General features: G+C 73.4%; 19 protein-coding genes. 5 read left to right on the top strand and 14 right to left on the bottom strand.

Translation table 11 applies throughout. The features are described 5' to 3' along the window. The first annotated feature begins 37 nt into the window (after positions 1–37). The 3 genes from ACH4D5_RS01565 to ACH4D5_RS01555 all read left to right on the top strand — a co-directional run bounded on the left by ACH4D5_RS01565 (position 38) and on the right by ACH4D5_RS01555 (position 4,899). Positions 38–2,443 carry a glycosyltransferase gene (locus ACH4D5_RS01565; RefSeq protein WP_398297429.1) on the top strand — a complete coding sequence of 802 codons (2,406 nt, stop codon included), beginning with the start codon at positions 38–40 and terminating at the stop codon, positions 2,441–2,443. Then, on the top strand, positions 2,440–3,768 hold the full coding sequence (locus ACH4D5_RS01560; RefSeq protein WP_398297427.1) for an acyltransferase family protein: 1,329 nt from the start codon (positions 2,440–2,442) through the stop codon (positions 3,766–3,768). Before ACH4D5_RS01565 ends, ACH4D5_RS01560 begins: the two co-directional genes overlap by 4 nt. 72 nt (positions 3,769–3,840) lie before the next feature. After that, positions 3,841–4,899 (top strand): esterase-like activity of phytase family protein, encoded by a 1,059-nt coding sequence (locus tag ACH4D5_RS01555; protein WP_398297425.1) that lies wholly within the window; start codon positions 3,841–3,843, stop codon positions 4,897–4,899. A 9-nt stretch (positions 4,900–4,908) separates the two neighbouring features. Here ACH4D5_RS01555 and ACH4D5_RS01550 read toward each other — a convergent pair whose 3' ends face one another. The 3 genes from ACH4D5_RS01550 to ACH4D5_RS01540 all read right to left on the bottom strand — a co-directional run bounded on the left by ACH4D5_RS01550 (position 4,909) and on the right by ACH4D5_RS01540 (position 7,554). Then, positions 4,909–5,979: a YeiH family protein gene (locus ACH4D5_RS01550; RefSeq protein WP_398297423.1), complete on the bottom strand. Its 1,071-nt coding sequence runs from the start codon at positions 5,977–5,979 to the stop codon at positions 4,909–4,911. Beyond that, entirely contained in the window at positions 5,979–6,548 is a 570-nt protein-coding gene (locus ACH4D5_RS01545) for a cysteine dioxygenase (RefSeq protein WP_398297421.1), read from the bottom strand. Before ACH4D5_RS01545 ends, ACH4D5_RS01550 begins: the two co-directional genes overlap by 1 nt. Positions 6,549–6,648: 100 nt before the next feature. Then, the gene (locus ACH4D5_RS01540; protein ID WP_398297419.1) at positions 6,649–7,554 is read right to left on the bottom strand and encodes a LysR family transcriptional regulator; all 906 of its coding nucleotides are present in this window, start codon (positions 7,552–7,554) and stop codon (positions 6,649–6,651) included. A gap of 208 nt (positions 7,555–7,762) precedes the next feature. Here ACH4D5_RS01540 and ACH4D5_RS01535 point away from each other — a divergent pair, with 208 nt between their 5' ends. Continuing rightward, positions 7,763–8,596, top strand: a complete 834-nt coding sequence (locus ACH4D5_RS01535; protein WP_398298484.1) for a RimK family alpha-L-glutamate ligase — start codon at positions 7,763–7,765, stop codon at positions 8,594–8,596. An 18-nt stretch (positions 8,597–8,614) separates the two neighbouring features. Here ACH4D5_RS01535 and ACH4D5_RS01530 read toward each other — a convergent pair whose 3' ends face one another. The 11 genes from ACH4D5_RS01530 to ACH4D5_RS01480 form a co-directional block, all read right to left on the bottom strand. Beyond that, positions 8,615–9,856, bottom strand: coding sequence for a beta-ketoacyl-[acyl-carrier-protein] synthase family protein (locus ACH4D5_RS01530; RefSeq protein WP_398297417.1), 1,242 nt, complete (start codon positions 9,854–9,856; stop codon positions 8,615–8,617). Between the two features lie 138 nt (positions 9,857–9,994). Continuing rightward, complete coding sequence (locus tag ACH4D5_RS01525) at positions 9,995–10,591, bottom strand: hypothetical protein (RefSeq protein WP_398297415.1); 597 nt, start codon at positions 10,589–10,591, stop codon at positions 9,995–9,997. Next, entirely contained in the window at positions 10,572–11,375 is an 804-nt protein-coding gene (locus ACH4D5_RS01520; protein WP_398297413.1) for an FkbM family methyltransferase, read from the bottom strand. The genes ACH4D5_RS01525 and ACH4D5_RS01520 overlap by 20 nt, the downstream gene beginning before the upstream one ends. A gap of 13 nt (positions 11,376–11,388) precedes the next feature. Continuing rightward, a complete protein-coding gene (locus ACH4D5_RS01515; protein ID WP_398297411.1) occupies positions 11,389–11,616 on the bottom strand; it encodes a Trm112 family protein in 228 nt (75 codons plus the stop codon). Continuing rightward, positions 11,613–12,521, bottom strand: a complete 909-nt coding sequence (locus ACH4D5_RS01510) for a hypothetical protein (RefSeq protein WP_398297409.1) — start codon at positions 12,519–12,521, stop codon at positions 11,613–11,615. The genes ACH4D5_RS01515 and ACH4D5_RS01510 overlap by 4 nt, the downstream gene beginning before the upstream one ends. A gap of 14 nt (positions 12,522–12,535) precedes the next feature. Continuing rightward, a complete protein-coding gene (locus ACH4D5_RS01505) occupies positions 12,536–13,273 on the bottom strand; it encodes a class I SAM-dependent methyltransferase (protein ID WP_398297407.1) in 738 nt (245 codons plus the stop codon). After that, positions 13,270–14,670, bottom strand: coding sequence for a condensation protein (locus tag ACH4D5_RS01500; RefSeq protein WP_398297405.1), 1,401 nt, complete (start codon positions 14,668–14,670; stop codon positions 13,270–13,272). Before ACH4D5_RS01500 ends, ACH4D5_RS01505 begins: the two co-directional genes overlap by 4 nt. Then, positions 14,667–19,058 carry a DUF3367 domain-containing protein gene (locus tag ACH4D5_RS01495; RefSeq protein WP_398297403.1) on the bottom strand — a complete coding sequence of 1,464 codons (4,392 nt, stop codon included), beginning with the start codon at positions 19,056–19,058 and terminating at the stop codon, positions 14,667–14,669. Before ACH4D5_RS01495 ends, ACH4D5_RS01500 begins: the two co-directional genes overlap by 4 nt. Beyond that, positions 19,055–19,774 carry a class I SAM-dependent methyltransferase gene (locus ACH4D5_RS01490; RefSeq protein WP_398297401.1) on the bottom strand — a complete coding sequence of 240 codons (720 nt, stop codon included), beginning with the start codon at positions 19,772–19,774 and terminating at the stop codon, positions 19,055–19,057. Before ACH4D5_RS01490 ends, ACH4D5_RS01495 begins: the two co-directional genes overlap by 4 nt. Continuing rightward, positions 19,771–20,946 carry a glycosyltransferase family 4 protein gene (locus ACH4D5_RS01485; protein ID WP_398297399.1) on the bottom strand — a complete coding sequence of 392 codons (1,176 nt, stop codon included), beginning with the start codon at positions 20,944–20,946 and terminating at the stop codon, positions 19,771–19,773. Before ACH4D5_RS01485 ends, ACH4D5_RS01490 begins: the two co-directional genes overlap by 4 nt. Positions 20,947–21,152: 206 nt before the next feature. After that, positions 21,153–22,187 carry a DUF3068 domain-containing protein gene (locus tag ACH4D5_RS01480; RefSeq protein ID WP_398297397.1) on the bottom strand — a complete coding sequence of 345 codons (1,035 nt, stop codon included), beginning with the start codon at positions 22,185–22,187 and terminating at the stop codon, positions 21,153–21,155. A gap of 227 nt (positions 22,188–22,414) precedes the next feature. Here ACH4D5_RS01480 and ACH4D5_RS01475 point away from each other — a divergent pair, with 227 nt between their 5' ends. Further along, on the top strand, positions 22,415–22,567 hold the full coding sequence (locus ACH4D5_RS01475; RefSeq protein WP_361714866.1) for a hypothetical protein: 153 nt from the start codon (positions 22,415–22,417) through the stop codon (positions 22,565–22,567). The last annotated feature ends 49 nt before the right edge of the window (positions 22,568–22,616 follow it).

Below are 22,616 nucleotides of genomic sequence, written 5' to 3'. Positions count from 1 at the left end.
ACGATCCGAACAGGATGGGACCACCTTGACCACCTTCATGTCCGATGCCCTGAAACATCCCGATGCCCCGCCCCAGCCGCACGTCGGATCCCACCCCCACGTCGAACCCCACCCCCACCACCGCCCCCACGTCCTCGCGGTCGGTTCCCCCGGACCCGGCAGGGAACAGCTCACCCGCACCCTCCGCCACACCGGCCACGAGGTCACCCACGCCGTCCCCGGCGAGGTGCGCCACCAGGTCAGGCAGGCGCCACCGGACGCGATCGTCGCCCTGGACGACGGCCCCGACGGGCGCCGGCAGGGCCGCGACGTCATCAAGGAGGTGCGTGCCGATCCGGCGGGCCAGGCGCTCCCGCTGGTCATGGTGACGGCGGCCCGCGCGCCCGCGACGGTCGCCGAACTCCTGCGGCACGGCGCCGACGACTGCGTGTCGGAGGCGTCCGACCCGGACGAGCTGTCCGCCCGCATCGCCGCCAAGCTGCACCGGGTTCCCGTCCCCGTCGAGCAGTTGCTCCTCGACCCGCGCACCGGCCTGTACTCGGCACCGCACTTCATGGCCGAACTCGACCGTGAACTCCAGCGGCCCGCCGCCGCCCGGCGCGGCGGTGTCCTCGCCGTCGTCCGCGTCGCGGAGACGGAGGCCCTGGAGACCCGGCTCGGGCCGCGCGTGCGGCGCGAGGTCGCCGAACGGCTCGCTCAGGTCGGCGAGCGCCTCGGCAACGTCTGCGACCGGCTCGGGTGGGACGACGAAGGCCGCCTCCTCGTCCTGATGCCGGGCGTCGACGAGGAGACGGCGACCGCGAGCCTGCGGGAGTTCGCGTCCTCCGTGGCGGGCACCCGGTTCGTCGTCGCCGACGAGAACGTCCGGCTCACCCCGGCCGTCGGCTGGGTCCCGCTGTCCGCCTGCACCGGCGAGGGGGCGAGCGCGCGCGCCGCCGAACACGCGCGGGACGCCGCAGAGGAGGCGCTGCGCCACCGCGACCTGCGGCCCGTGCGCTACGAACCGTGGATGCGGACCGCCGCCGCGCACGGTCACCGCCGGGCGCGCCCCGGCCTGCGCGGCCTGCTCGCCGCGGTGACACCGCTGCTCTCGCCGGTCCTGATGCTGGCCCTCGGCGTGGGCGTGCCGTTCGCCCTGTACCAACAGGCGTACGCCATGGGCTGGGACGCGGCGGCCGTCGCGTACTGGGTGGTCGTCGCGGGCCTCGTCGCGTCCGCCCTGCTCATCGTCCTCGAATGCCTCTTCTCGCTCGACGCGAAGTCGCGCCCGGCCGCCCCCGGGCAGCCGTACCCGGTGGCGAGCGCGGTCATCGCGGCGTACCTGCCGAACGAGGCGGCGACGATCGTCGACACCGTCGAGTCGTTCCTGCGCCTCGACTATCCGAACGAGCTGGAGATCGTCCTCGCGTACAACACCCCGCACCCGCTGCCCGTCGAGGAGACGCTGCGGGAGATCGCGCGGCGCGATCCGCGCCTGGTGCTGCTCCCGGTGGCGGGCAGCACGTCCAAGGCGCAGAACCTGAACGCGGCCGTGACGCGGGTGCGCGGCGAGTTCGTCGGGATCTTCGACGCCGACCACCATCCGGCCGCCGACGCCTTCCGGCACGCCTGGGACTGGCTGTCCAACGGCTACGACGTGGTGCAGGGCCACTGCGTCATACGCAACGGCGAGAGCTCGTGGGTCGCCGAGCTGGTGGGCGTCGAGTTCGAGGCGATCTACGCGGTCAGCCACCCGGGCCGCACCCGGCTCTACGGCTTCGGCGTCTTCGGCGGCTCCAACGGCTTCTGGCGCACCGACCTGCTGGCCAGGACGCGGATGCACGGCTCGATGCTGACCGAGGACATCGACTCCACGATGCGGGCCCTCGGCGAGGGCGCGCGCATCGCCACGGACCGCACGATCCTCTCGCGCGAGCTCGCCCCCACGATGCTGAAGCCCCTGTGGAACCAGCGGTCGCGCTGGGCGCAGGGCTGGCTGCAGGTCTCGCTCAGGCACCTGTGGCGCGGGCTGCGCTCGCCGGTGTTCACGCGCCGCCAGAAGGCCGGCCTCTTCGTGCTGCTCGGCTGGCGCGAGGTCCAGCCGTGGCTGACGCTGCAGATCCTGCCGATCCTGCTGCACGCCGCGTGGCGTGCGGGCGGCGCCGACCGGCTCGACTGGGCGGTGCCCGTCTGCCTGGTCGCGGCGGCCGTCACGATGTCGGCGGGCCTGGTGCAGGCCGCCTTCGCCTGGCGGCTCGCGGTGCCCGAACTCCGGCGCCGCAAGAGCTGGTTCTGGCGCTATCTGCTCGTGACGACGTTCTTCTACACCCACTTCAAGAACATGGTGGCGCGCGCCGCCCACCTGAAGGAGGCGCTCGGCGACCGGCAGTGGCGCGTCACGCCGCGCGCCGCAGCCGCCGTCACCGTCGCCGCCGAGCCGGCCGGCCCGGGAGGGGGCTCGTGACCTCGCCCATCGCCCCCGAGGCACCCGAGACACCCGAGACACCCGAGACCCACGGAACGGCGGTTCCGGGCCGCCGACAGCCGCGGGCCCGCGGGCGCGCGCCCGAACTCCAGGGCCTCCGCGGTCTGGCCGCGCTCAGCACCGTCGTCTTCCACGTCTGGCAGCAGTACCACACGTACGACGCGGCGGGCTCACACCCACCGGTCGACAATCCGTACGTCGGCGCGCTGTTCTCCCTCGAAGTGATCGACCTGTTCTTCGTGATGTCGGCGTACCTGCTCACGCTGTCGTACGCGAGGGCCGCCGTCGACGGCGAGGAGGGCGCGGTCAGGCCGGGCCGGGTGTTCCTCTTCCGGCGTGCGATCCGCATCCTGCCGGTGTACTTCCTGGCGGTCCTCGTCGTGTGGTCGACGCGCAATCCGACGCTGCCGGGCGACTGGCGGGACCTCGTCGAACACCTCACGTTCACGCACGTCTTCGACCGGGAGCGGATCTTCTACACGCTCGGCCCGAGCTGGTCGCTGTCGCTGGAGGTCGCCTTCTACCTGGTCCTCGTGGCGCTCGGCCCGCTCGCGGTGCGCGCCTGCCGGAAGCTGCGGACCCGGCGGGCCCGGGTGGCGCTGTGCGCGGCGGGCTGCGCGGTCCTCTTCGCGGCGCCGCTCGCCTGGATCTCCTGCGCGCACTACGTCCTCGGCGTGCCGCACACCGACTGGCCCGTGTACTTCGGCCCGCAGGCCCGCTTCGGAGGCTTCGCGGCGGGCATGGCCCTCGCGGTGCTCCTGACGGCGCTGGGCGACGAACGGGGCAGGCTGCGGGCCCGGTGGGCGACCGCCCTGTCGGCCGCGGCACTGGCCGGCCTGCTCACGCTGTCGTACCTCTCCGCTCCGGAGAACCTCGCGCACACCTTCTACCATCCGATCGCCTCCGTGCTGTGGTGCGCCCTCCTGTACGCGGCCCTGCACATCCGGCCCCGGGAGCGCCAACGCCTCGGCTGGCACCGCCTGTTGCGGGCCCGCTGGGCCACGTCGGTGGGCCTCGTCAGCTACAGCCTCTACGTCTGGCACGAGCCGGTGCTGCTGCAACTCGACGCGTCGGGGGTGCTGCCGTCGTCGCAGGCCGGCTTCCCGGTCGCGGTGCTCGTCGTGGTCCTCGTGGCGCTGGCGGCCGGCACGGCGAGCTACTGGCTCGTGGAGTATCCGGCGGGGCTGCTGGGCAGGGCGAAGGACGCCGGGGGGAGGGCGCGGGACTTCTATCCCGAGGCCGCGACCGCGACCGTGGCCGAGCCGAGGGCCGTTGCCGAGGTCGGGGCCGCTTCGTCGCGCTGAGTTGTTCGCATCTTCACCGGACACTGCTGTACTGACGTCCCGTCACGCACACTCCCGGCCAGGGGGCACCCCATGGGATTCCGTACGACAGTGAGCCTCGCGGCGAGCGCCGCGCTGCTGGTCTCGGGCACGACCGTCGCGCACGCCGCCGCGCCGGCGGGCGGCTCCTGCTCGCCGAACGTCTCCGTCGCCCGGTACTCCGACGCGCTGAACAAGGCGGAGGTCGACGGCCGGCTCGTCGGCGGCCTCTCCGCGCTCGCCGTCGAACGCGACGGCTCGGTGAGCGCCGTCTCCGACCGCTCGGCCCTCTTCCGGCTCGACGTGCGCGGGAAGCAGCCGCAGGCCACGGCCCGGATGCCGCTCGCCGACGAGGCGGGCGCCGCGCTGGACTCGGAGGGCCTGGCCGTGGAGCGCGACGGCAGCCGTCTGGTGGCGGACGAGCGGGGCCCCGCCGTCCTCAGCTACGGCAGGGACGGTGCCCTGCTCGGCCGGTTGCCGGTGCCGCAGCCCCTGCGGGTCGCCCCCGCGGGCCGCGCCCGGCTGAACCAGACCTTCGAGAGCCTCACCCTGCTGCCCGGCGGGCGCACCCTGGTCGCCGGGATGGAGGGCCCGCTGTCGGGTGACGGGACGGACGCGGCGGGCCGCACCCTGAACCGCGTACAGACCTGGCAACGGCCCGCTTCAGGAGCCGGGTTCACGCTCGGCCGACAGCTCGCGTACCCCGTCGACCCCGGCATGGGACTCGTCGAGCTGGCGCCCACGGGGGACGGCAGGCTCCTCGTCCTGGAGCGGGGGTTCACCCCGGACTTCCTCATCGACGTACGGCTGTACGTCGCGGACCCGCGCGGCGCCGAGGACGTGACCGGCGTGGAGAACCTCGGCGCCGGCACCCGCGCGCTGCGCAAAACCCTCCTCGCCGACCTCTCCGACTGCCCCTCGCTGGGAGCACCCTCGAACTTGCCGCCCGGCAACAACCCCCTGATCGACAACATCGAGGGAATGGCTGTGACGGGCCGCCCGCACGGCCCTGGCCGTGACCGCCTCCGCCTGCTGCTCGTCAGCGATGACAACGAACTGCCCCAGCAGATCACCCGCCTGTACGACGTCCGGGTCACGCTGCCCCGCCCCTAGCCCGGGCCCTCAGTACGTCAGCACCACACCCGCGTACGACACCCCAGCGATCACGCCCCACGAGATGAGCCCGAGCGCTGCCACTCGGCCGCCGGTACGGGTCAGGGACGGCAGGTCGACCGCGCTGCCCAGGCCGAACAGGGCCGCGGCCAGGAGGAGTTCCTGGGTCGTGTGGGCCAGGTCGAGTGCCCCGCCGGGCAGCCAGCCGGTGGTGCGCAGGGCCACCATGGCGAGGAAGCCGACGACGAAGAGCGGCACGAGGGGCGGCCGCTTGGTGCCCGCGGTCCCGGCGGCGGTGGCCGGGACGCGTCGGCGTGCCCGTACCGAGAGGGCCACCGCCGCGACGAGCGGCGCGAGCAGCGCGACCCGCATCAGCTTGACCAGGACCGCGTCGCCGAGCGCCCCCGCGCCCGCGGTCTGCGCGGTCGCCACCACCTGCCCCACGTCGTGCACGCTCGCCCCGACCCAGCGCCCGAACTCCGCGTCGCTGAGCCCCAACGGGTGTTGCAGGAGGGGGAGTACGGCGATGGCGAGCGTGCCGCACAGGGTCACCAGAGCCACCGACGTGGCCGTGTCCCGCTCGTCGCTCTCGGACACCTCGCTGACCGCGCCGATCGCGGACGCGCCGCAGATCGAGTAGCCGGTGGCGATCAGCAGGGGCTGGTCGCCGCGCAGCCCCATGCGGCGGCCCAGCCACCAGGTGCCGAAGAAGGTCACCGCGACGACGCAGAGCACCATCGCCACCGAGGCCCAGCCGAGCCCGAGCACGTCGTCCAGGCTCAGCTTCAGGCCGAGCAGCACGATGCCGACGCGCATCAGCCGCTTCCCCGCGAACGTCAGTCCGGCCTTGCCCGGACCGCGTACGAACGCGTGCGCGGCGCCCGGCAGATGGGCCGCGACGATGCCCAGGACCACGGCGGCGGTGAGCATCGGCACGCCGGGCACCAACTGGTGGACACCCCACGCCACGGCGACGCCCAGCACGGCAAGCGCCAGGCCGGGCAGCTTGCGGGGCGGGCGGGCGAGGGGGGCGGTGGCGCGAGGCGTACGGGACTTCGGGCGTTCGCCGAGGAGTGCCATTACCGGTCGGCCGGCAGCTCGTACACCCGGCGGACGCTGCTGCCCAGGCGGGCGATGTCCGCCCCGTATATGTGGATCGATATCGCGCGGCTGCCACAGGCGTTCCACACCCGGTGGATGTCGCCGGGCGGCGCGAAGCCGCAGACCGCGCCCTGCGGGTTGACGACGTCCTCCGTGGCGACGAGCCGCGCGGCACCGCCGTTCTCGGCGGCGGGCACCAGCCGGTAGCGGCGCTCGCGCTCCTCGCCCTCGTGGACACCCGTGACGCACCACGACACGTGGTCGTGGACCGAGGTCCGCTGCCCCGGCAGCCAGACCAGCGCCACGATCGAGAAGCTGCCGTCGTGCTCGGCGTGCAGGACGTGCTGGCGGTAGCGGTCGGGGTCGCCCTCGCACTGCTCGTCGGTGAGCAGGTCGGCGGTGCCGAGGTGGGGGGCGAGCCGCTCGCCGACCAGGTACGCGGTCAGGTCGGGGGGCAGGCCGCGCCCCACCGCCTCGCGCACGTCGGCGACGAGGGAGTCGAGGCGCTCTGTGGTCCGGGCGGCCCGGTACGCGGTCGGAGTGCTCATACGGGCAGCGTCGCGCCGCCGACCCATCACGTCCAACGACAGTCTTTTGGCAACCCCCCAACTTCCGCTTATGGGTGGCGCGGCACGAGAGGGCGGGCGATCAGCAGCCGACGCGGTGGGCGGCCACGGTCCGCAGCTCGTCGAGGACCAGGGCGGTGGCCGGTATCCGCAGATGGTCCTTGAGGACGTACGCCGACACCTGGCGCCGCGACGCGGGGTCGAGGGCGCGGCCCGTCACCTTCCGGTGGCAGAGGAAGTTCAGGACGAGGCCCGGCATCATCGCGATGCCGAGCCCCTCGGCGACCAGGCTCTGCACCACCAGGTTGTCGTCGGTGGTGAAGGCGATGTCGGGCGCGAAGCCCAGCTCGGCGCACTCGTGCAGGAAGTTGGCCCGGCAGCGCGGGCAGCCCGCGATCCACCGCTCGTCCGCCAGCTCGGCGAGCCGGACCGACCGCTGGCGGGCCATCCGGTGCCCGGTGGGCAGCAGCACGGTCAGCTGGTCCTCCAGGAGCGGGATCTCCGCCAGCTCCTCCGGCACCTCGTCGTGCAGGCCGGGATAGGTGAAGGCGAGCGTGATGTCGCACTCGCCGCGCACCACGCGCCGCAGCGATTCGGGCGGCTCGTCCTCCAGGAGCTCCACGCGCACGCCCGGGTGCCCGGACGCGAGCCGGGCCAGGGCCTCGGGGATGAGGGTCGCGTTGGCGCTCGGGAACGCGCAGACCCGCACCCGGCCCGAGCGCAGCCGCGTGATCGCGTTCATCTGCTGCTGGGCGGCGGAGATGTCGTCCAGGATGATCCCCGCGTGCCGCGACAGCGCCTCGCCCGCCTCCGTCAGCCGCATGCGGCGGCCGACGCGGGTGAACAGCGGAGTGCCGACGGACCGCTCGAGAGCCTTCATCTGCTGGGTGATGGCCGGCTGCGTATAGCCGAGCGAGCGGGCGGCCGCCGAGTACGAACCGGCCCGGACCACCTCGTGGAACGTCCTGATGTGCCGTGAATCGAACACCGCTGAATCATAAGCAGATGTTGGAGGCGGCGAACAAGGCCGGTGCGCGGCTTTTGCCTCCGGGGCACGCCGTCGCTTCTCGCCGGGTACGCGTCCTCGTCCTCCGGGGCGTGTGGGGCGCGGTTGTTAGCCTGCGGGGGCTGTGACCGCGTACGAACAAGGAGTCCCCGTGGCAAGCCCCCGCATCGCACTGGTCACCCTTCGGCCGATGCCCGACCACGACCGCGACCTGCCGTCCCTCGCGCGGGCCCTCGGCGAGTCCGGAGCCGAGCCCCACATCGTCGGCTGGGACGACCCCGACGTCGACTGGGCCGGGTTCGACCTCGCGGTGATCAGGTCCACGTGGGACTACAGCTGGCGCGCCGCGGAGTACGTGGCGTGGGCCGAGCGGTGCGCCCGGCTCACCCGGCTCGCCAACCCCGCGGACGTCGTCCGGTGGAACACCGACAAGCGCTACCTCGGCGAACTCGCCGAGGCCGGCGTGCCCGTCGTCCCGACGTACTACCGCGCGCCCGGCGAGGCCGCGGAACTCCCCGAGGTGGAAGGGGAGTTCGTGGTCAAGCCGACCTCCGGGGCCGGGGCGCGGTACGCCGCCCGCTACCGCGCGGACGAGCGGGAGACGGCACTGGCGCATCTGGCCCGCATGCACGAGGAAGGCTTCACCGCCATGGTGCAGCCCTACATGCGGCGAATAGACGTCACCGGCGAGCGCGCTCTCGTCTTCTGCGGCGGACAGTTCCTGCACGCCGTCCAGAAGGGCGCGGTGCTCGCGCCCGGCACGGCGTACGACGCGGCCAAGACGCCCCACCCCGACCTGCGCCCCTGGCAGCCCACCGAGGCCGAACTCGACGTCGCCGAGCGGGCGTTGGCGGCGGTGCCCGGCTTTCCCGACCTGCTGTACGCGCGCGTGGACCTCGTCGACGGCGCCGACGGCGGCCCGCACGTCATGGAGCTCGAACTCGTCGAGCCCAACCTCTTCCTCACCGTCCACCCCGGCTCGCTGCCCCGCGTCGCGGAGCTGATCCACAAGGCGGCGTTGTGACGCCTCCCCGCGAAGGCCTCATGCGCGGGCGAGGACGAGCACGGAGTTGTGTCCGCCGAAGCCGAGCGAGGTGGACACCGCACAGTCCAGGCGGGCACTCTTGGTCGTCCCGGCCACCTCGACGGGGACGCGCGGGTCCTGCGTGCGGAGATTGACCGTGCCCGGCACCAGCTGCTCCTCCAGGGCGAGGACGGTGAAGGCCGCCTCGATGCCGCCGGCGGCACCCAGCGTGTGCCCGGTCATGGACTTGGTGGAGGTCACCAGCGGGCCCTCGCCCAGCACGCGGTGCAGCACGGCGCCTTCCACCAGGTCGTTCATGACGGTGGAGGTGCCGTGCGCGTTGACGTGGCCGATGTCGCCCGGGCCCACCGCCGCGTCGGCCAGCGCGGCGCGCAGCGCCAGCTCGACACCGGCCTCGCTCGGGGCGACGGGGGAGGAGGCCTCGCTGGAGGTGGTGGCCCCGTACCCGCGGACGGCGGCCCGCGGCCTGGCGCCGCGTGCCCTGGCGTGTTCCGCGCGCTCCAGGACCAGCATCCCCGCGCCTTCCCCCACCACGAAGCCGTCCCTGTCGACGTCGAACGGGCGGCAGGCGCCGGCGGGGTCCTCGGTGCGGGAGGACAGCGCCTTCGCGTTGCACGTACCGGCGAAGACCGCCCGGGTGCACATGGACTCCGCGCCGCCCGCGACGGCGATGTCGCAGGCCCCGGCGCGCAGCAGGTGCAGCGCCGTGCCGATCGCGTCGGTGCCGGAGGAGCAGGCGGTGGCCACCGCGAGGCTCGGCCCGCGCGTGCCGAGGTCCCTGGCGACGCTGCCGGCCGCTCCGTTGACCACGCTCAGCGGCGCGAGCCTCGGCGACACCCGGCGGGCGCCGCGCTCGGTGAGCGTGGCGTGCTGCTCGGCGTAGAAGTCGAGGCCGCCGTGGGCCGAGCCGACGACCACCGCGACGCGGGTGCTGTCCCAGACGCCCGGGCCGAGCCCCGCGTCCGCCACGGCCTCCCGCGCGGCGACGACGGCCAGCTGCGCGAAGCGGTCCATCAGCCGGTGGCTCGCCACGCCGAGCACGGCGTCGATGTCGAGGTCGTCGATGGTGTACATGAAGTCGCAGGGCAGATCCCGCAGCGCGGCGGGGCGCCGCACCCCGCGGGGGACGGTGGCGGTGGTGACCTGGTGCCAGGTGTCCTTCACGCCGATGCCCGCGGCGGTCACCAGCCCGATGCCCGTCACCGCGGCCGCGACGGGCTCCCGTGCCGCCCCCGTCATGCCGCGACTGCCTTCTGGCGCACGGCGGACTGCGGGGGGTTCTTCTTCAAGAGAAACGTTGCACGCTCGGTGACTTCCACGTCGGTACCGCTCCTTGTTCGCGACGGACACGTGGGGAACGCGTCACCGCGCGGCAAGTCACGGTTGCCCGCGGGTACCGAACGAACGTTGGAGCAGCCCCCAGGTGAACTCCGCGACGCACGACCGCAGTTGCCCGTCCGCGTCCGGCGCTTCGAACGCGAGGCCCCACCGGGTCGGCGCCGACCCCTCCATGGGACGCGCCGGCGCGAAGGCGCGCGCCGCCTCGTCGACCGTGCACGACCAGGGCGTCAGATCGTCGAGCGTCCGCAGCTCGGGCGCCGGCGCTCCGGGCGCGCGCACCAGCCACTCGTTCCAGACCGCCCCGTTCGGTGCGAGGAGCACCTCGAAGCGCAGGTCGGGCCAGAGCGGCACCGGCCAGAGCAGCGCCTCGCACTCCAGGTCGCCGATCCGGCGGCGGACGGACGACTCCGGGGCGCCGAGGACCGAGCGGTACCGGGACGCGGCGCCGCGCGAGCGCGCGGAGCGGGTCATCGCCTGCCAGCGGCGGTTGGCCTCCCGCATGTCGGCGACGGAGACGCCCAGTTCGTGCCGGGCGTCCTCCACCAGGTCGGCGTTGTGGTCGGCCATCCGGCGCAGCAGGACCAGCTGGAAGTCCAGGGCGTCGAACGAAGAGCTAGCGGGCATGCACCCCATCGTCGCGCACCTCGAGCGCTCCCGGGCGGTGACCGTCGGGGAGGAACAGGACCGAGTTGACGTACCGCGGGTGTCTCGGTGTGAGGACCCGGCGCAGCAGGCCCTGCGACACGACGTACGACGTGCCGGACTGGTGCGCCTCCAGGTCGAAGGAGGCCAGCGGCAGCCACGTGTCGTGCGGCAGCACCCAGCCCCGGTAGCCGTGGCCGCGGGTCAGGAGCTCCACGATCGGGGCGATCGGCTGGATGCGGGACTCCAGCTCGATGAAGATCGCCGGCCGGTCGCGGGTGATCAGCTCGTGCGCGCCGCGCAGCACCGGCAGCTCGTTGCCGTCCACGTCGATCTTGACGAAGTGCACGTCCCGCAGGCCGAGCCCGTCCAGGGTCACGCACGGCACGTCCACGGCGACGTCGTGGATGTCGCGGCGGACGAGGGACGACACGCCCCGTTCGCCGCGGTCGCCGCGCGGCAGCCAGAGCCGGGCCGTGCCCGGGCGGTCCGTCGCCGCGGCCTGGATCACCCGGACGTTGCCGGGCGTGCTGGCGGAGAGCAGCCGCGCCAGGTGCGGCACCGGCTCCACGGTCACCACGCGGTGCGCGCGCGAGGCGAGCCGCCGCGACCACGGGCCGTACCAGCCGCCGACGTCCACGGCGGTGCCGCAGCCCGGCGGGCAGAGGTCGCCGAGCCGTCCGAGCTCCGGCTCGAAGCGGGGGTAGACAAGGCGGGCCAGGGCGGCGATCAGACGGTCGGGGACATAGGGCGCCACGCGGGCGGCGAAGGTCATGGGCACCCTCTCGTCATGGGGACATTCGTTTGAGCAGCTGTTCGTGCGTGTCTTCCGGGACCTGCTCGCCGGAGGAGGGCAGCAGCTGCGGTATGCCGTCGATGACGGGGTAGCGGCGGCGCAGCCGCGGGTTGTACAGCGACTCCTCCGGTACGAGGGGCTCCTCGGCGGACAGCAGGTGCAGCGGGCCCTTGTCGAGGGGGCAGGCGAGGATCTTCAGCAGCGGGTCGTCGGGGTTCATCCGCTGGTCAACTCCTTGGGAGCGGGGGAGGGTCGGGGAGAGGCGCCGTCGTGCTTCGGCATGGCGATGAGCACCGACACGGCGAGGACGGTGCCCGCGATCCGCAGCGTCAGGCGCACCGGCTCGTGCGGCAGCGCCTCACCGAAGGCGAGGGTGCCGAGCACCGCGGTGAACAGCGACGTCACCGTCGTGCACACCGGGACGATCAGCGACGCCCGGCAGCGCTGCAGGGCCGCCTGCGACATGATCAGGCCGAACGCGCCGGTGAACAGCAGCAGATAGGGGTAGGGCGAGCGCAGCAGGCCGCCGAGCGCGCCGCCGATGTCCTCCGTCGTCAGATAGCTGGACACGCCCTTGATGGCCAGCGAGCTCACGCCGTACAGCAGGCCCACGGCGACGCCGTACTCGACGCCCGCCGTCGGCATGCGGTGCCGGTGCCTCGCGCGGCGCTCCGCGGAGCCGTACAGCCAGACGCCCGCCGCGAGCGACGGCAGGCAGACCGTGAGGATGAGCGCCACGGGCGCGCCGCGGCCGACCGTGTCGCTGTCCTCGCTGAGGGAGAGGACCACCATGAGCAGCGCCAGCAGGATCCCGGCGACCGCGTACCGCTCGCGGCCCGAGGTCCGCTCGCCGAGCAGCACGGACGAGAGCAGCAGGAGGAGGACGAGGCCGGACACGAAGATGCCCTGCGCGGCGGCGATCGGCAGGGTGCGGTAGACGGCAAGCTGGGCGGCGAAGCCCGCCGCGAGGGACAGCGAGCCGCCGATCCACAGCCAGCTGCCGAGCACCTGCCGCAGCAGCTGGGCGGGTTTGCGGACGCTGACCGACGGCATGGCCGTCAGCGCCCGCTTCTCCAGGACGAAGCCGGTGCTGTAGAGCAGGTTCGCGATCAGTGCCGCGGCCACGCCCCACCACATGGTCAGGCCCTTCGGGCGTGCAGCAGGAGGATCGAGGCGGCGCTGGGCACGGCGCAGGCGAGGCGGTCCAGGGCGCGCAGCGGGCGCGGCACGCCGTGGAAGGGGGCGCCGGACAGGCGTACGACCTCGAAGCCGGCGGCGGCGACGAATTCGCGCAGGGCGCGGGCCGTGTACAGCCGCAGGTGTCCCACGACCTCCTTGCCGGGGCGGCCGTGGATGGCGCGCAGGCTGACCTCGGAGAAGACGGGCTGCACTCCGGCGAGGAGCAGGCCGCGGTTGTACCAGGCGGCGAGGTTGGGGGTGGAGAGCATGAGGTGCCCGCCTGGTCGCAGGATCCTTCTCAGCTCGTCGAGGGCGCTGTCCGGGTCGACGAGGTGTTCGACGACCTCGCTGAACAGCACGGCGTCGGCGGCACCGTCGGCGAACGGCAGCCCGCCGTCGGAGAGTTCACCGCGCACGACGTACGGGAGCCTGGCGTGCGCGCGCTTCAGGGCGTCCTGCGACCAGTCCACGCCGATGACGCGGTGGCCCGCGAGGACCGGTGCCGCGGTCGCCGCGGCTGTGCCGTCCCCGCAGCCGATGTCGAGGACCGTGGCGGTGCGGGCGGTGGCGGGGCCGAGCGCGGCGGCGAGGATGCGGGCCTGGCGGAGGCTGCGCGCGTCGCCGGACGCGACGGGGACGGCCGGGTTCTCGTAGAAGTCCCGGAGCTCCGGGGGGCGTTTGGTGGTCGCGGTGGTCACTTGGGCCCCTCCTTCTTCTCCGCGGCGGGTCCGCCGGGCTCGGTGTGCTCCGTCGCGTGGAGGTAGTGCTCGAAGAGGTCGCGCAGGTGGGCGCCGTCGCCGTGGCTCAGGAGCGTCTTGGACCAGCGCAGGGCGAGGTGCAGGCGGCCCGCCGTCGAGGCGGTCGTCACGGTGAGGCCGCGGGGCAGCCGGGCCGGCGCGGAGAACCACACGGCGTGCGCGCGGCCCGCGTCGCCGAAGTCCAGGGCGTACGGGACGCGGCCGATGTTGCTGAGCAGCGTCGTCGACGTCCAGGGCGCGGCGGCCCTGCGCAGGCCGCGGGTGGCGGCGGCCCTGAGGGTGACGGGCAGGACGGGTGCGGTCAGGAGGGCCGCGCCGCGGCCCAGCTGGGGGCGGGGCAGGGCCTTGAGGGCGCTGGTGCGTTCGGAGGTGCGGCGCAGCAGGTCGCGGGTGGCCTCCGGGGTCCACTCGCGCGGGGCCAGCTCGGCGGCGCCGAAGGGCACTTCGACGAGGCGGGTGCCGTTGCCGATCGGCATGGTGGCGTCGCGGGGGCGGTCGTCGACGGGCATCGTGATGCGGAAGGGGCGGGGCCGGGCGCCGTGTTCGCGGTTCCAGTGGGCGATCATCAGCGCGGTGGCGACCATGAGCTGGTCGTTCACGGTGAAGGGCGAGCCCTTGGGGCGGCGCGGCACCGGCAGCTCCGCGACGAGCATGCCGTTGCCGGGGGAGGGCTCGGGCGAGCCCTTCGCGACCCGGGCCGGGGGCGACAGGGCCGACGGGGCGTCGGCCGGCAGCTGTTCCTGTACCGCCTGCGGTCCGGCGGGCGCACGGGACGGCGGAGCCGCCGGGGAGTTGTCGCGGCCGCCGTAGAGCTCCGCGGCCGTCGCGAGGACGCGCAGGCAGGCCGGGCCGTCCAGGGCGGTGTGGTTGATGGTGAGGAAGAGGACGGAACCCCGGTCCTCGGTCGCCGGTGCGCCCTCCGCGGGGGGCGGCTGCTTCACCACCTCCAGGCGGATCGGCGGTGAGGACGTCAGCGGGGGCGCCTCGGCCAGGGCGCGCTCGCGGGCGCGTTTGAGGGCGTCCGGTTCGGCGGGCGGGAACGTCACGACCTCCACGTCCGGGTCCGCCGTCAGCTCCCACTCGTAGCGGCGGCGGTACCAGGGGCCCCGCGCCTCCCGCATCAGGATGCGGGGGTGGCGGCGCAGGGCCTCGGCGAACGCGGCCTTGAGGCGGTCCTGGTCCGGGGTGCCCGGCAGGTGCACCTCGATGTGCACGGTCTCCGGCTCCTCCTCCTGGAGGCAGTGCCGGGAGACCTCGTCGACGACGGGGAACGGCACGCGCGCGGGCGGCCGCCCGGGGCCGTCCGCACGCCGTGCCGGATGTTCCAGTGCGGTCATCGCTGGGTGCCTTCTCCTGTCGTGGACTTCCGCCCGCGGCGTGCGAGGCGCATCGTCCTGCGGCCCGGCGGCGCGGGCTCGGGCTGGGCCGCCGCGGGGCCGCGGGCCGAGACGGTCGGGCCCGCGTCGTGCCGGGGCGCTTCCGGTGCGGTGTCCGGGCCGCCTCGTGTGCGGCGGGGCAGCGGGGGCGTCGCGGGGGCGGGGCCCGGCGCGGGCGGGTAGGGCGGGACCGGGCCGTACTCCAACGTATCCGTGGTGCGGTGCCGTGTCTCCCGTACCGTCACCAGCGCGGCGAACAGTGCGATGAGGGCGAGGAGTTGGGCCGCCGGGCCGAACGCTCCCTCGTCGGCAGAGACGGTCTCGCCGGCTCCCGTCGCCGCCGCGATGCCCGCGCCCGCCATCGCCAGGAACGCGACCGGCACCAGGAGCGCGTGACGCCACCAGGCCAGGAGCGCGAGCGCCGGGACCAGCAGGGCGAACGGGCCCGCGATCACCGCGGCCACCAGCGTGAGAGCCACCGTGCCGAGGACGATGCCGGGGGCGGGCGGCGGGCCGGCCGGGGCGTCCGTGTCGGTGTCGCGGCGCCGTGAGAGGACCAGGACCAGGGCCGCCAGGGCGAGGACGCCGACGCCGGCCAGGATCAGCCCGATCTCGTAGATCTGCGACGGCTCGTAGGTCAGCTTGACCGTGCCGCCCTCGCCGCTCGGCACCAGCCAGCCCTGCTGCCAGCCGTCGAGCCGCACCGAGGTGAGCTCCTTGCCGTTCAGGGTCGCCTTCCAGCCGTCGTTCACGTTCTCGTACGTGGTGAGGTACGAGGCCGCTCCCGAGCCGACCGTCACCTCGCGGCGGTCACCGAGCCAGTCCTTGATCTTCAGGTCGCGGGAGGCCGTGTCGACCTCGCCCGGCGTGCCGTGGGTCAGCGACGCGTCCATGACGGCCAGCGGGCCCGCGTCCCCCGTCTCCAGGCTGTGCGCGCCCGCGCCGAGCCGGACGGCCGGGGACTTCTCGCCCTCCTGGCAGAGCGTGATGTCGACCGGGCGCCGTTCGGTGAGGTCCCGGACCCTGCCCTTGGCGCTCGTCTCGTACAGCTCGCCGTCGATCGACATCGTCGGGCCCTGGCCGCAGGGCAGCGAGAAGCGGTCCGCCGGGTCGGGCTGCTTGGTGCGGTACTCGTCGAGCGCCGGGACGTACACCTCGGTGAGGCCCACGGGCAGCTGGAGGTCGTCGTCCGCCATCGGGTTGTGGACCGTGAGCGGCGCGGTCTCCGTGATGGTGATGTCCATCTCGTCGGTGGTGATCGGGGTGAAGCGGGCGTTGCCGTGCTCGTCCACGCCCGCGGTCGCCGCGCCGTCCGGCGAGCTGATCTCGATCTTCACCGGGCGGGTGGAGAGACCGCCCGCGGCGGGCAGCACGATCTCGCCCACCGCCTGCTTGCCCGGCCACTTGAGGTGGATCACGGGCCGGTTCGCGGAGCCCGCGATCCAGCCCGTCGTCAGGTCGCCGTCGGTGAGGTTGCGCGGCGACAGACCGTTGCCGAGCCGCGCCGTCGAGTCCGCCGTCGCGATGATCTGCCGCTCCTGCTCCGGCGCCACCTTGTACAGCAGCTCGTCCAGTGCGGCGCCCGGCACGGCGACCGCGCTCGCCTTGAACTCGTACGCGCCCTCGCCCGTCGTCGTGAAGCGGCGGTGCAGGCCGGCCTCGGCGTTCACCGGGGACAGGGCGCTCGGGTCCGACGAGCGGTGCATGGAATACGTCGTCGCCTTGGCGTCGGTGGACTTCTCCGCGTCCGTGGGGAGCTGGAGGAGCTTGGTGACGCGCACGTCGGGGATGCTGATCTCCGCGAAGCCCGCGCCGGCCAGACCGGGGCGCGCCTCCTCGGTGTCCACGATCGTGATCTTGATCCAGTCGGTGGTGCCCGGGCGGGCCTTGATCCGCTGGGCCGTGCCGTCCGGCCGGAGGTCGCTGGTGACGCTGCCCCGCTCCGTCTCCACGCGCACCCGCGTGGGCGCCGACCGCACGCCGTCCTGCGGCAGCGGCGTGACGCGGAAGGAGGACGGGACCGCGACCTTCGAGTTGAACTCCGCCTTGATCCACTCGCCGTCCGCGGAACCCGAGCCGCCCTCGGCCCAGGCCGTGGCCGGGTTCCCGTCGAACGCGTTCACCGGGTCGTACTGCGGCAGGTGGAAGAGCCAGTTGCCGTAGCTGGACGCGGAGACCGACCTGGCGCCGCGCAGCTCCGCCGTCGTCTGGTGCTCGATGCCCTTGGTCGGCAGGATCTGGTGCGGCTTCTTGCCGGGGTCCTGCACGGCGTCGACCGCGTTCCGCTCGTCGCGGCCGTACGTGTAGGAGGTGTTGGAGTTGACGAGGCCGAAGCGGGTGTCGGCGCGGCGCAGGCCGTCACCGACCGCCTGCAGGCCGGGCGCCCCGATGCCCGGGTGGTTGTCACCGGTCAGGACGGCCGGGCGGTCCCGCATCGACGGGTCGGCGGAGAGCGGGAGCAGGGACTCCGGGCCGCCGCTGACGACCGCCGTGTTGGATACCGGCTTCAGACCCGCCTGGCCGGGGCGCTCGGCGCCCTTGCCGGGGGCGTAGATCTCGACCGCGCGCTGGCGCGGATAGAGCCCCTCGACCTGGATCGGGGTGTCGTCCTCGATCTTCCCGCCGGTCGTCGTCGGACCGAGGCCCGTGACCCGGCTGAAGCCCGACTCCTCCAGGGTCCGCTTCACCGTCGCGGACGGGACGTGGCCGACCTGGTCGGGGTCGAGGTCGTTGCGTACGACGACGTAATAGAGACCGGCACGCGTCAAGTAGTCGCGCAGGCCCGGCACTTCGCCACCGGTCATCAGCGCCTGCTCGACCGCGTCCATCGCGCGGCGGTTGCCCGGGGTGCCGAACGGCACGTAGTCGCGCTGCGCCCACCGCGAGTCGGCGAGCACGTCCAGGGGCTGGTCGATGGGCGAGCCCCAGGTGTAGATGCCGTGCGCGGTCGCGGGGACGACGAGGGCACGGGAGTCGGGGGAGTACTTCTCCAGCCAGTCGGCCGTCGCCTGCCAGTACGTCGGCAGCTTCTGGAACGAACCGGGCTGCAGGATCGAGCCGTTGACGTACGGCCAGGCGAGGCCGGGCAGCACCAGGGCCGCGGCGATCAGCGGCGCGAAACGCCGCCCCCGCACCGGCCGCGCGCCCCGCGCCTGGGAGGCCACGCCCACCAGGTGCATCAGCCCGAAGACCAGCGCGAGCGCCAGGCCCGTCTGGAACTTGTAGATGTTGCGGAACGGCACGAGGCCGCCGTTCAGCCACGACTGGACGGTGTCGTGGAAGGGCGCCCCGAACGCGCCGCCGTACCCGGCGAGCGTGACCAGGGCGACGGAGAGCACCGTCAGGACCAGCCAGCGCCGCTCCGGCAGATCGCGCCGCGCCAGACCCGCGAGGCCGAGCGCCGCGGCGAGCGCCGAGCAGACGATCGTCACGACCGCCGTCGCCACCGTCCACCCCGCGGGCAGCCACGCCTCGCCGAAGTGGAGGTACGCGACCCAGTTCCCGGCGCCGCGCAGCGTCTCGGTCGCCGACATGGTGCCCGTCGTGGTGGCCGAATTCTCCACGTACGGAAGGAAGTTCTCGCCGTAGATGCCGAGCATCAGCAGCGGTATGACCCACCAGGCCGTGGCGAGGATGACGCCCGGCACCCACCAGGTGATCAGTTTTCTCTTACGGGGGCCGTTCGGCCGGGAGAGGAGATAGAGGCCCACCGGCAGCAGTGAGGCGAGCGTCGCCGCCGCGTTCACACCGCCCATGAACGGGATGATCAGCGCCGAGCGGCACGCGGCGAGGCGCGCGCTGATCCGCTCGTCGGCCAGCGGGAGCAGCACCCACGGCAGCACCGCGCCGGGCAGCGCGGCCGCCGACGTCGATCCCACCACCACGGTGAACGTCGGCCACAGCGCGTACACCGCCGCGCCCAGCAGCCGGCTGGGACGGCTGCCGATGCCGAGGCGCTCGGCGAGCCGCAGCGCACCCCAGAACGCCGCCGTCACGATCAGCGACAGCCACAGCCGCTCGGCCAGCCACACCGGCAGCTGCACCAGGTCGGCCAGGCCGTAGAACGGCAGCATCGGGAAGACGTAGCCGACGTACTGGTCCTGGATGCCGCCGAAGCCGCCCCGGTCGTGCCAGAGCTGGCCGAGGTCGGAGAGGAACTGCCAGGGGTCGACGGCGACACCGAGCTTGGTGTCGAACGTCATCCGCCCGGGTTTCACCGCGAGGAACAGCACGAACACCACGGCCCAGAACCCGAGGAGCCAGCGCCGCGAGCGCGGCCCCCGCGAGGGTTCAGGGGCATCGGTCGTGGGTCTTACGGCCGCCGGGGGTGGGGCCTGGACCGTGGTCATGGACACCGCCTGAGAATGAGAAGGAGATTCCAGGTCGCGATCTCGCGCACACCCGGCACCTTGGTGATCGCCCCGGCCAGGAACGGCCAGTAGCGCGAACGCGCCGATACGACGGCCACGTCGTCGCGGCCCCGCACCTCGCGCAGGGTCGTGCCGACGTGGTGGGCGAAGAGGTTCTCGCCGAGCGTGTGCTTCGCGGCCTTGCCGGTACGCCGTTCATAGCGGGCGCGGGCCCGGTCGGCGCCCAGGTAGTGCCAGGGCGCCCACTCGTGCCCGCCCCACGGGGAGAGCCAGTTGGTGAACGAGACGTAGATCAGACCGCCGGGCCTGGTGACCCGGACCATCTCGCTCAGGAACGTCTGCGGGTCGTCGACGTGCTCCAGGACGTTCGAGGAGAACGTGACGTCGGCGACGCCGTCCGCCAGCGGCAGCAGATACCCGTCGGCCACCACCGAACCCTCCGGCGGCTTGGCCCCCAACTCGGCCGGATCCGGCTCGAAGAGGAAGCACTGCGCGCCGCGCCGCCGGAACTCCTCGGTGAAGTAGCCGCCCCCGCCGCCGATGTCGACGACGACGCGGTCCTTCACGGGTACGTACGCCTCGACCTGGTCGGCGGCGTCCCGGGCGAGGAGGGTGTAGCACCGCTCGGGTTCCTGCTGCTCGCGCAGGAAGGCCCGGAAGAGGGTGGCGGAACGGCGCAGCGAGGGGTCCTTCACGCAGACCCCTGGGGTATTCCGGCCGCGTGGTGGGCGGCGACCGCCTCGGCCGCCACCGACTGGAACTGCCGCACCGTGTTGCCCCAGCGGAACTGCGCGGCCCGCTCACCTGCGGCCTTGCCGAGGGACCTGCGGCGCTCGGCGCTGAGGGCGAGGGTGCACCAGGCGGCGGCGAAGGAGCTCTCGCCGCGCGCGAGGAGCCCGGTCACGCCGTCCTCGACGGAGTCGCGCACCCCCGGCACGTCGAAGCCGATCGAGGGCGTGAAGCGGGTCGCCGCCTCGGTGATGACGAGCCCCCAGCCCTCCACGGCCGACGGATGCAGCAGCATCCACGCCTCACAGAGCAGCCGGTGCTTCTCCGCCTCGGAGACATGGCCCTTGAACTCGACGCCGGGGCCCGCGAGTTGTTCGAGCCTGCCGCGCTCGGGTCCGTCGCCCACGATCACGAGGCGGCCGCCCGTGACGGGTCTGACCCGCTCCCAGAGCCGCAGCAGCAGATCGATGCGCTTGTACTCGACGAGCCGCCCCATCGCGAGGAACAAGGGCTCGTCGGAGCGGGGGTGCAGCGGCCCGGGCTCCTCGACGCCGTTGTGTACGATGCGGATGCGCTCGCGCTCGACGCCGATCGCCCGCAGCGCCGTCGCCGTCGACGGCGACACGGCCACGAGGAGATTGCCGCGCTGCGCGCCGGACAGCGCCCAGTGCTCCAGCTTGCGGCCGAGCCGCGCCGCGGGGGCGAGGGCGCCCTGGAAGCGCATCCCCCACAGATCGGTGTGGACGTGGTTGACCAGGCACAGGGTGGGCCCGCGGTGCCACAGCGGCGCCAGGTACGGCATGCCGTTGCAGACCTCGACGAGCAGGTCGCAGTCGCCGACCTGCCGGGCGAACGCGGAGCGCGCCCGGACGAAGTGGCCCAGGTCGCTGCCCGCGGACACCACGCGGTAGTCGCGGTACGCGGCGGGCCCGCCGCACAACAGGGTCACCTGATGACCGAGGCCGCTGAGCCCGTCGGCGAGCCGGTCGACGAGGAGTTCGGAGCCCCCCGCGGCCGGATTGCCGAGGTCGCGGTGGGCGAGGAAGACGATCCGGCGCGGCTGTGGGGGAGGCGCCGGAAGGCGCTCCGCGCGGCGTGGGGCGGCCGCGCGCAGCGAGGACGGTACGTGCTGGGGCATGCGTGCTCCAACTCGTCTCAGGGTGCGGAACTGTGGGGGGTCCGGTCGGCGGAACGGTCCTGCTGGGTCATGGGGGAGTGCTGCGGGGGTGGTGCCGGGGTGGTGCGGGGCTGTGCGTGGGTGGGGGTGGATAGTTTTCGCCGCCCCGTACCGCGCGGCTACTCACCGAAGTGACAATTTTTGCGCTTTCAAGGGCTGACGTCTCATCACATCGTGGTGGGTTGCAGGGCGGTCGGTGACGCGTCCGGATTCGGACTCCCGGACTCCGCCGAACCGCCGTGCCGTCCGGGGCCGTTCGCCCCGTCGTCGTGCCGCCCACGCGCGACGAGCACGACACCCGCCACCGCGAGTACCCCGCCCAGCACGCCCGCACCGAGCGGAAGCGTCTCGCCGACCAGTTTCAGACGGCTGCTGTCGTCGTCGGCGAGCTTCACCTGAGCCTTCTGCGTGGCCGGCGTGAACGCGATCCGCTCGCTGTCGAGCAGCACTGTCGCGTCCTTGTCCGAGCCGGGCGCCCGCAGCGTCTTGCGGGGCCCGATGGCGGCGTAGATGATCCGGCCGGTGCGCTGGTCCGCGACGAGCTCGATGCCGTGGTTGGCGTAGTACTCGTCCGCGATGACCTGGCTCTTCCTCGGCTGGCCGACCATCCGCCCCGGCACCTGACGCGTGCCCGTCTTGGTGGCCTTCACGGTCGCCGTGAAGCGGTACCCCTCGTACCCCTGGATCTTCTTCGTGCCCTTGTACGTGAGCGGCACGGTCGCGCCCAAGGTGTTGTCCCACCAGCGGTAGGAGCGCTTCTCGACGTCGAAGGGGAACTTCAGATAGGCCTCGCCCTCGAAGTACGGCTCCTCGTCGCAGCAGTGCACGGGCTTGTTCGTCTTCCGGTCCGTGACCCAGCGCTCCTGGGTCCACTGGAGCGAGTCGTGCGGGCTGGCGGCGGGCAGTGACTTGTCCGGGTCGACGGACGTCACCACGTCCCAGACGGCCCGCCCGCTGTCCTCGCTGTCGGCGACGTCGCCGCGGACCTGGCGGGTGATCGTGAGGTTCTTGTCGTGGACGGTCTTGATCTTCTTGGTGTCGAAATAGCTTCCTTTGCCCTTGAAGACCGTGATGGTGTCGATGTCCACGGGCGTGCGTTTCGCTCGGGGCTCCACGTACCAGGCCAGCATCGGCGCGAGGACCAGAAGAAACGCGCCGAGCCCGAGAAGGATCAGCGACAGAGGTGAGGCGGTGCGGCGCATGAGGTCACTCCTGGGCTGAGGCGGGAGAAGTGTTACTGAGCCGTATGGGCCGGGAACGTAGGCCCACCCTTGACGAAGTGTCAATGCATTGCAGAGACTGAGCACTTGCCGGACGGGGCCGGCGCGGGCTGTGCGACCAGGACTTCGTGGCCGGAGCTTTCCGGCCGGCCGAGTGCCTGCGCGCCCCGGGGTGGGGACGACCTCCGACAGAGAGGCTGACCCTCGCAATGCACCGACTGCTCGCCGCTTCACTCACCGTCGCCGCCGGGGCGCTCCTCGCCGTGGGCGCGGCGCTCGGCATCGTCGCGCTCCTCGACGCCACACCGGACCAGCCCAACACGCCTCTTGTGCATTACGAGACCCCGGCGCGGGGGCAGTGAGCGACCGTGGCCGCGACCAGCGCTCAGCCGTCCGGTGACCGGACGGCCG

It is taken from the genome of Streptomyces sp. NPDC018029 (assembly GCF_044327655.1).
Classification (GTDB): Bacteria; Actinomycetota; Actinomycetes; order Streptomycetales; family Streptomycetaceae; genus Streptomyces.
The sequence above is the reverse complement of the archived record's forward strand: the minus strand, read 5'-3'. Positions and strand labels throughout refer to the sequence as shown.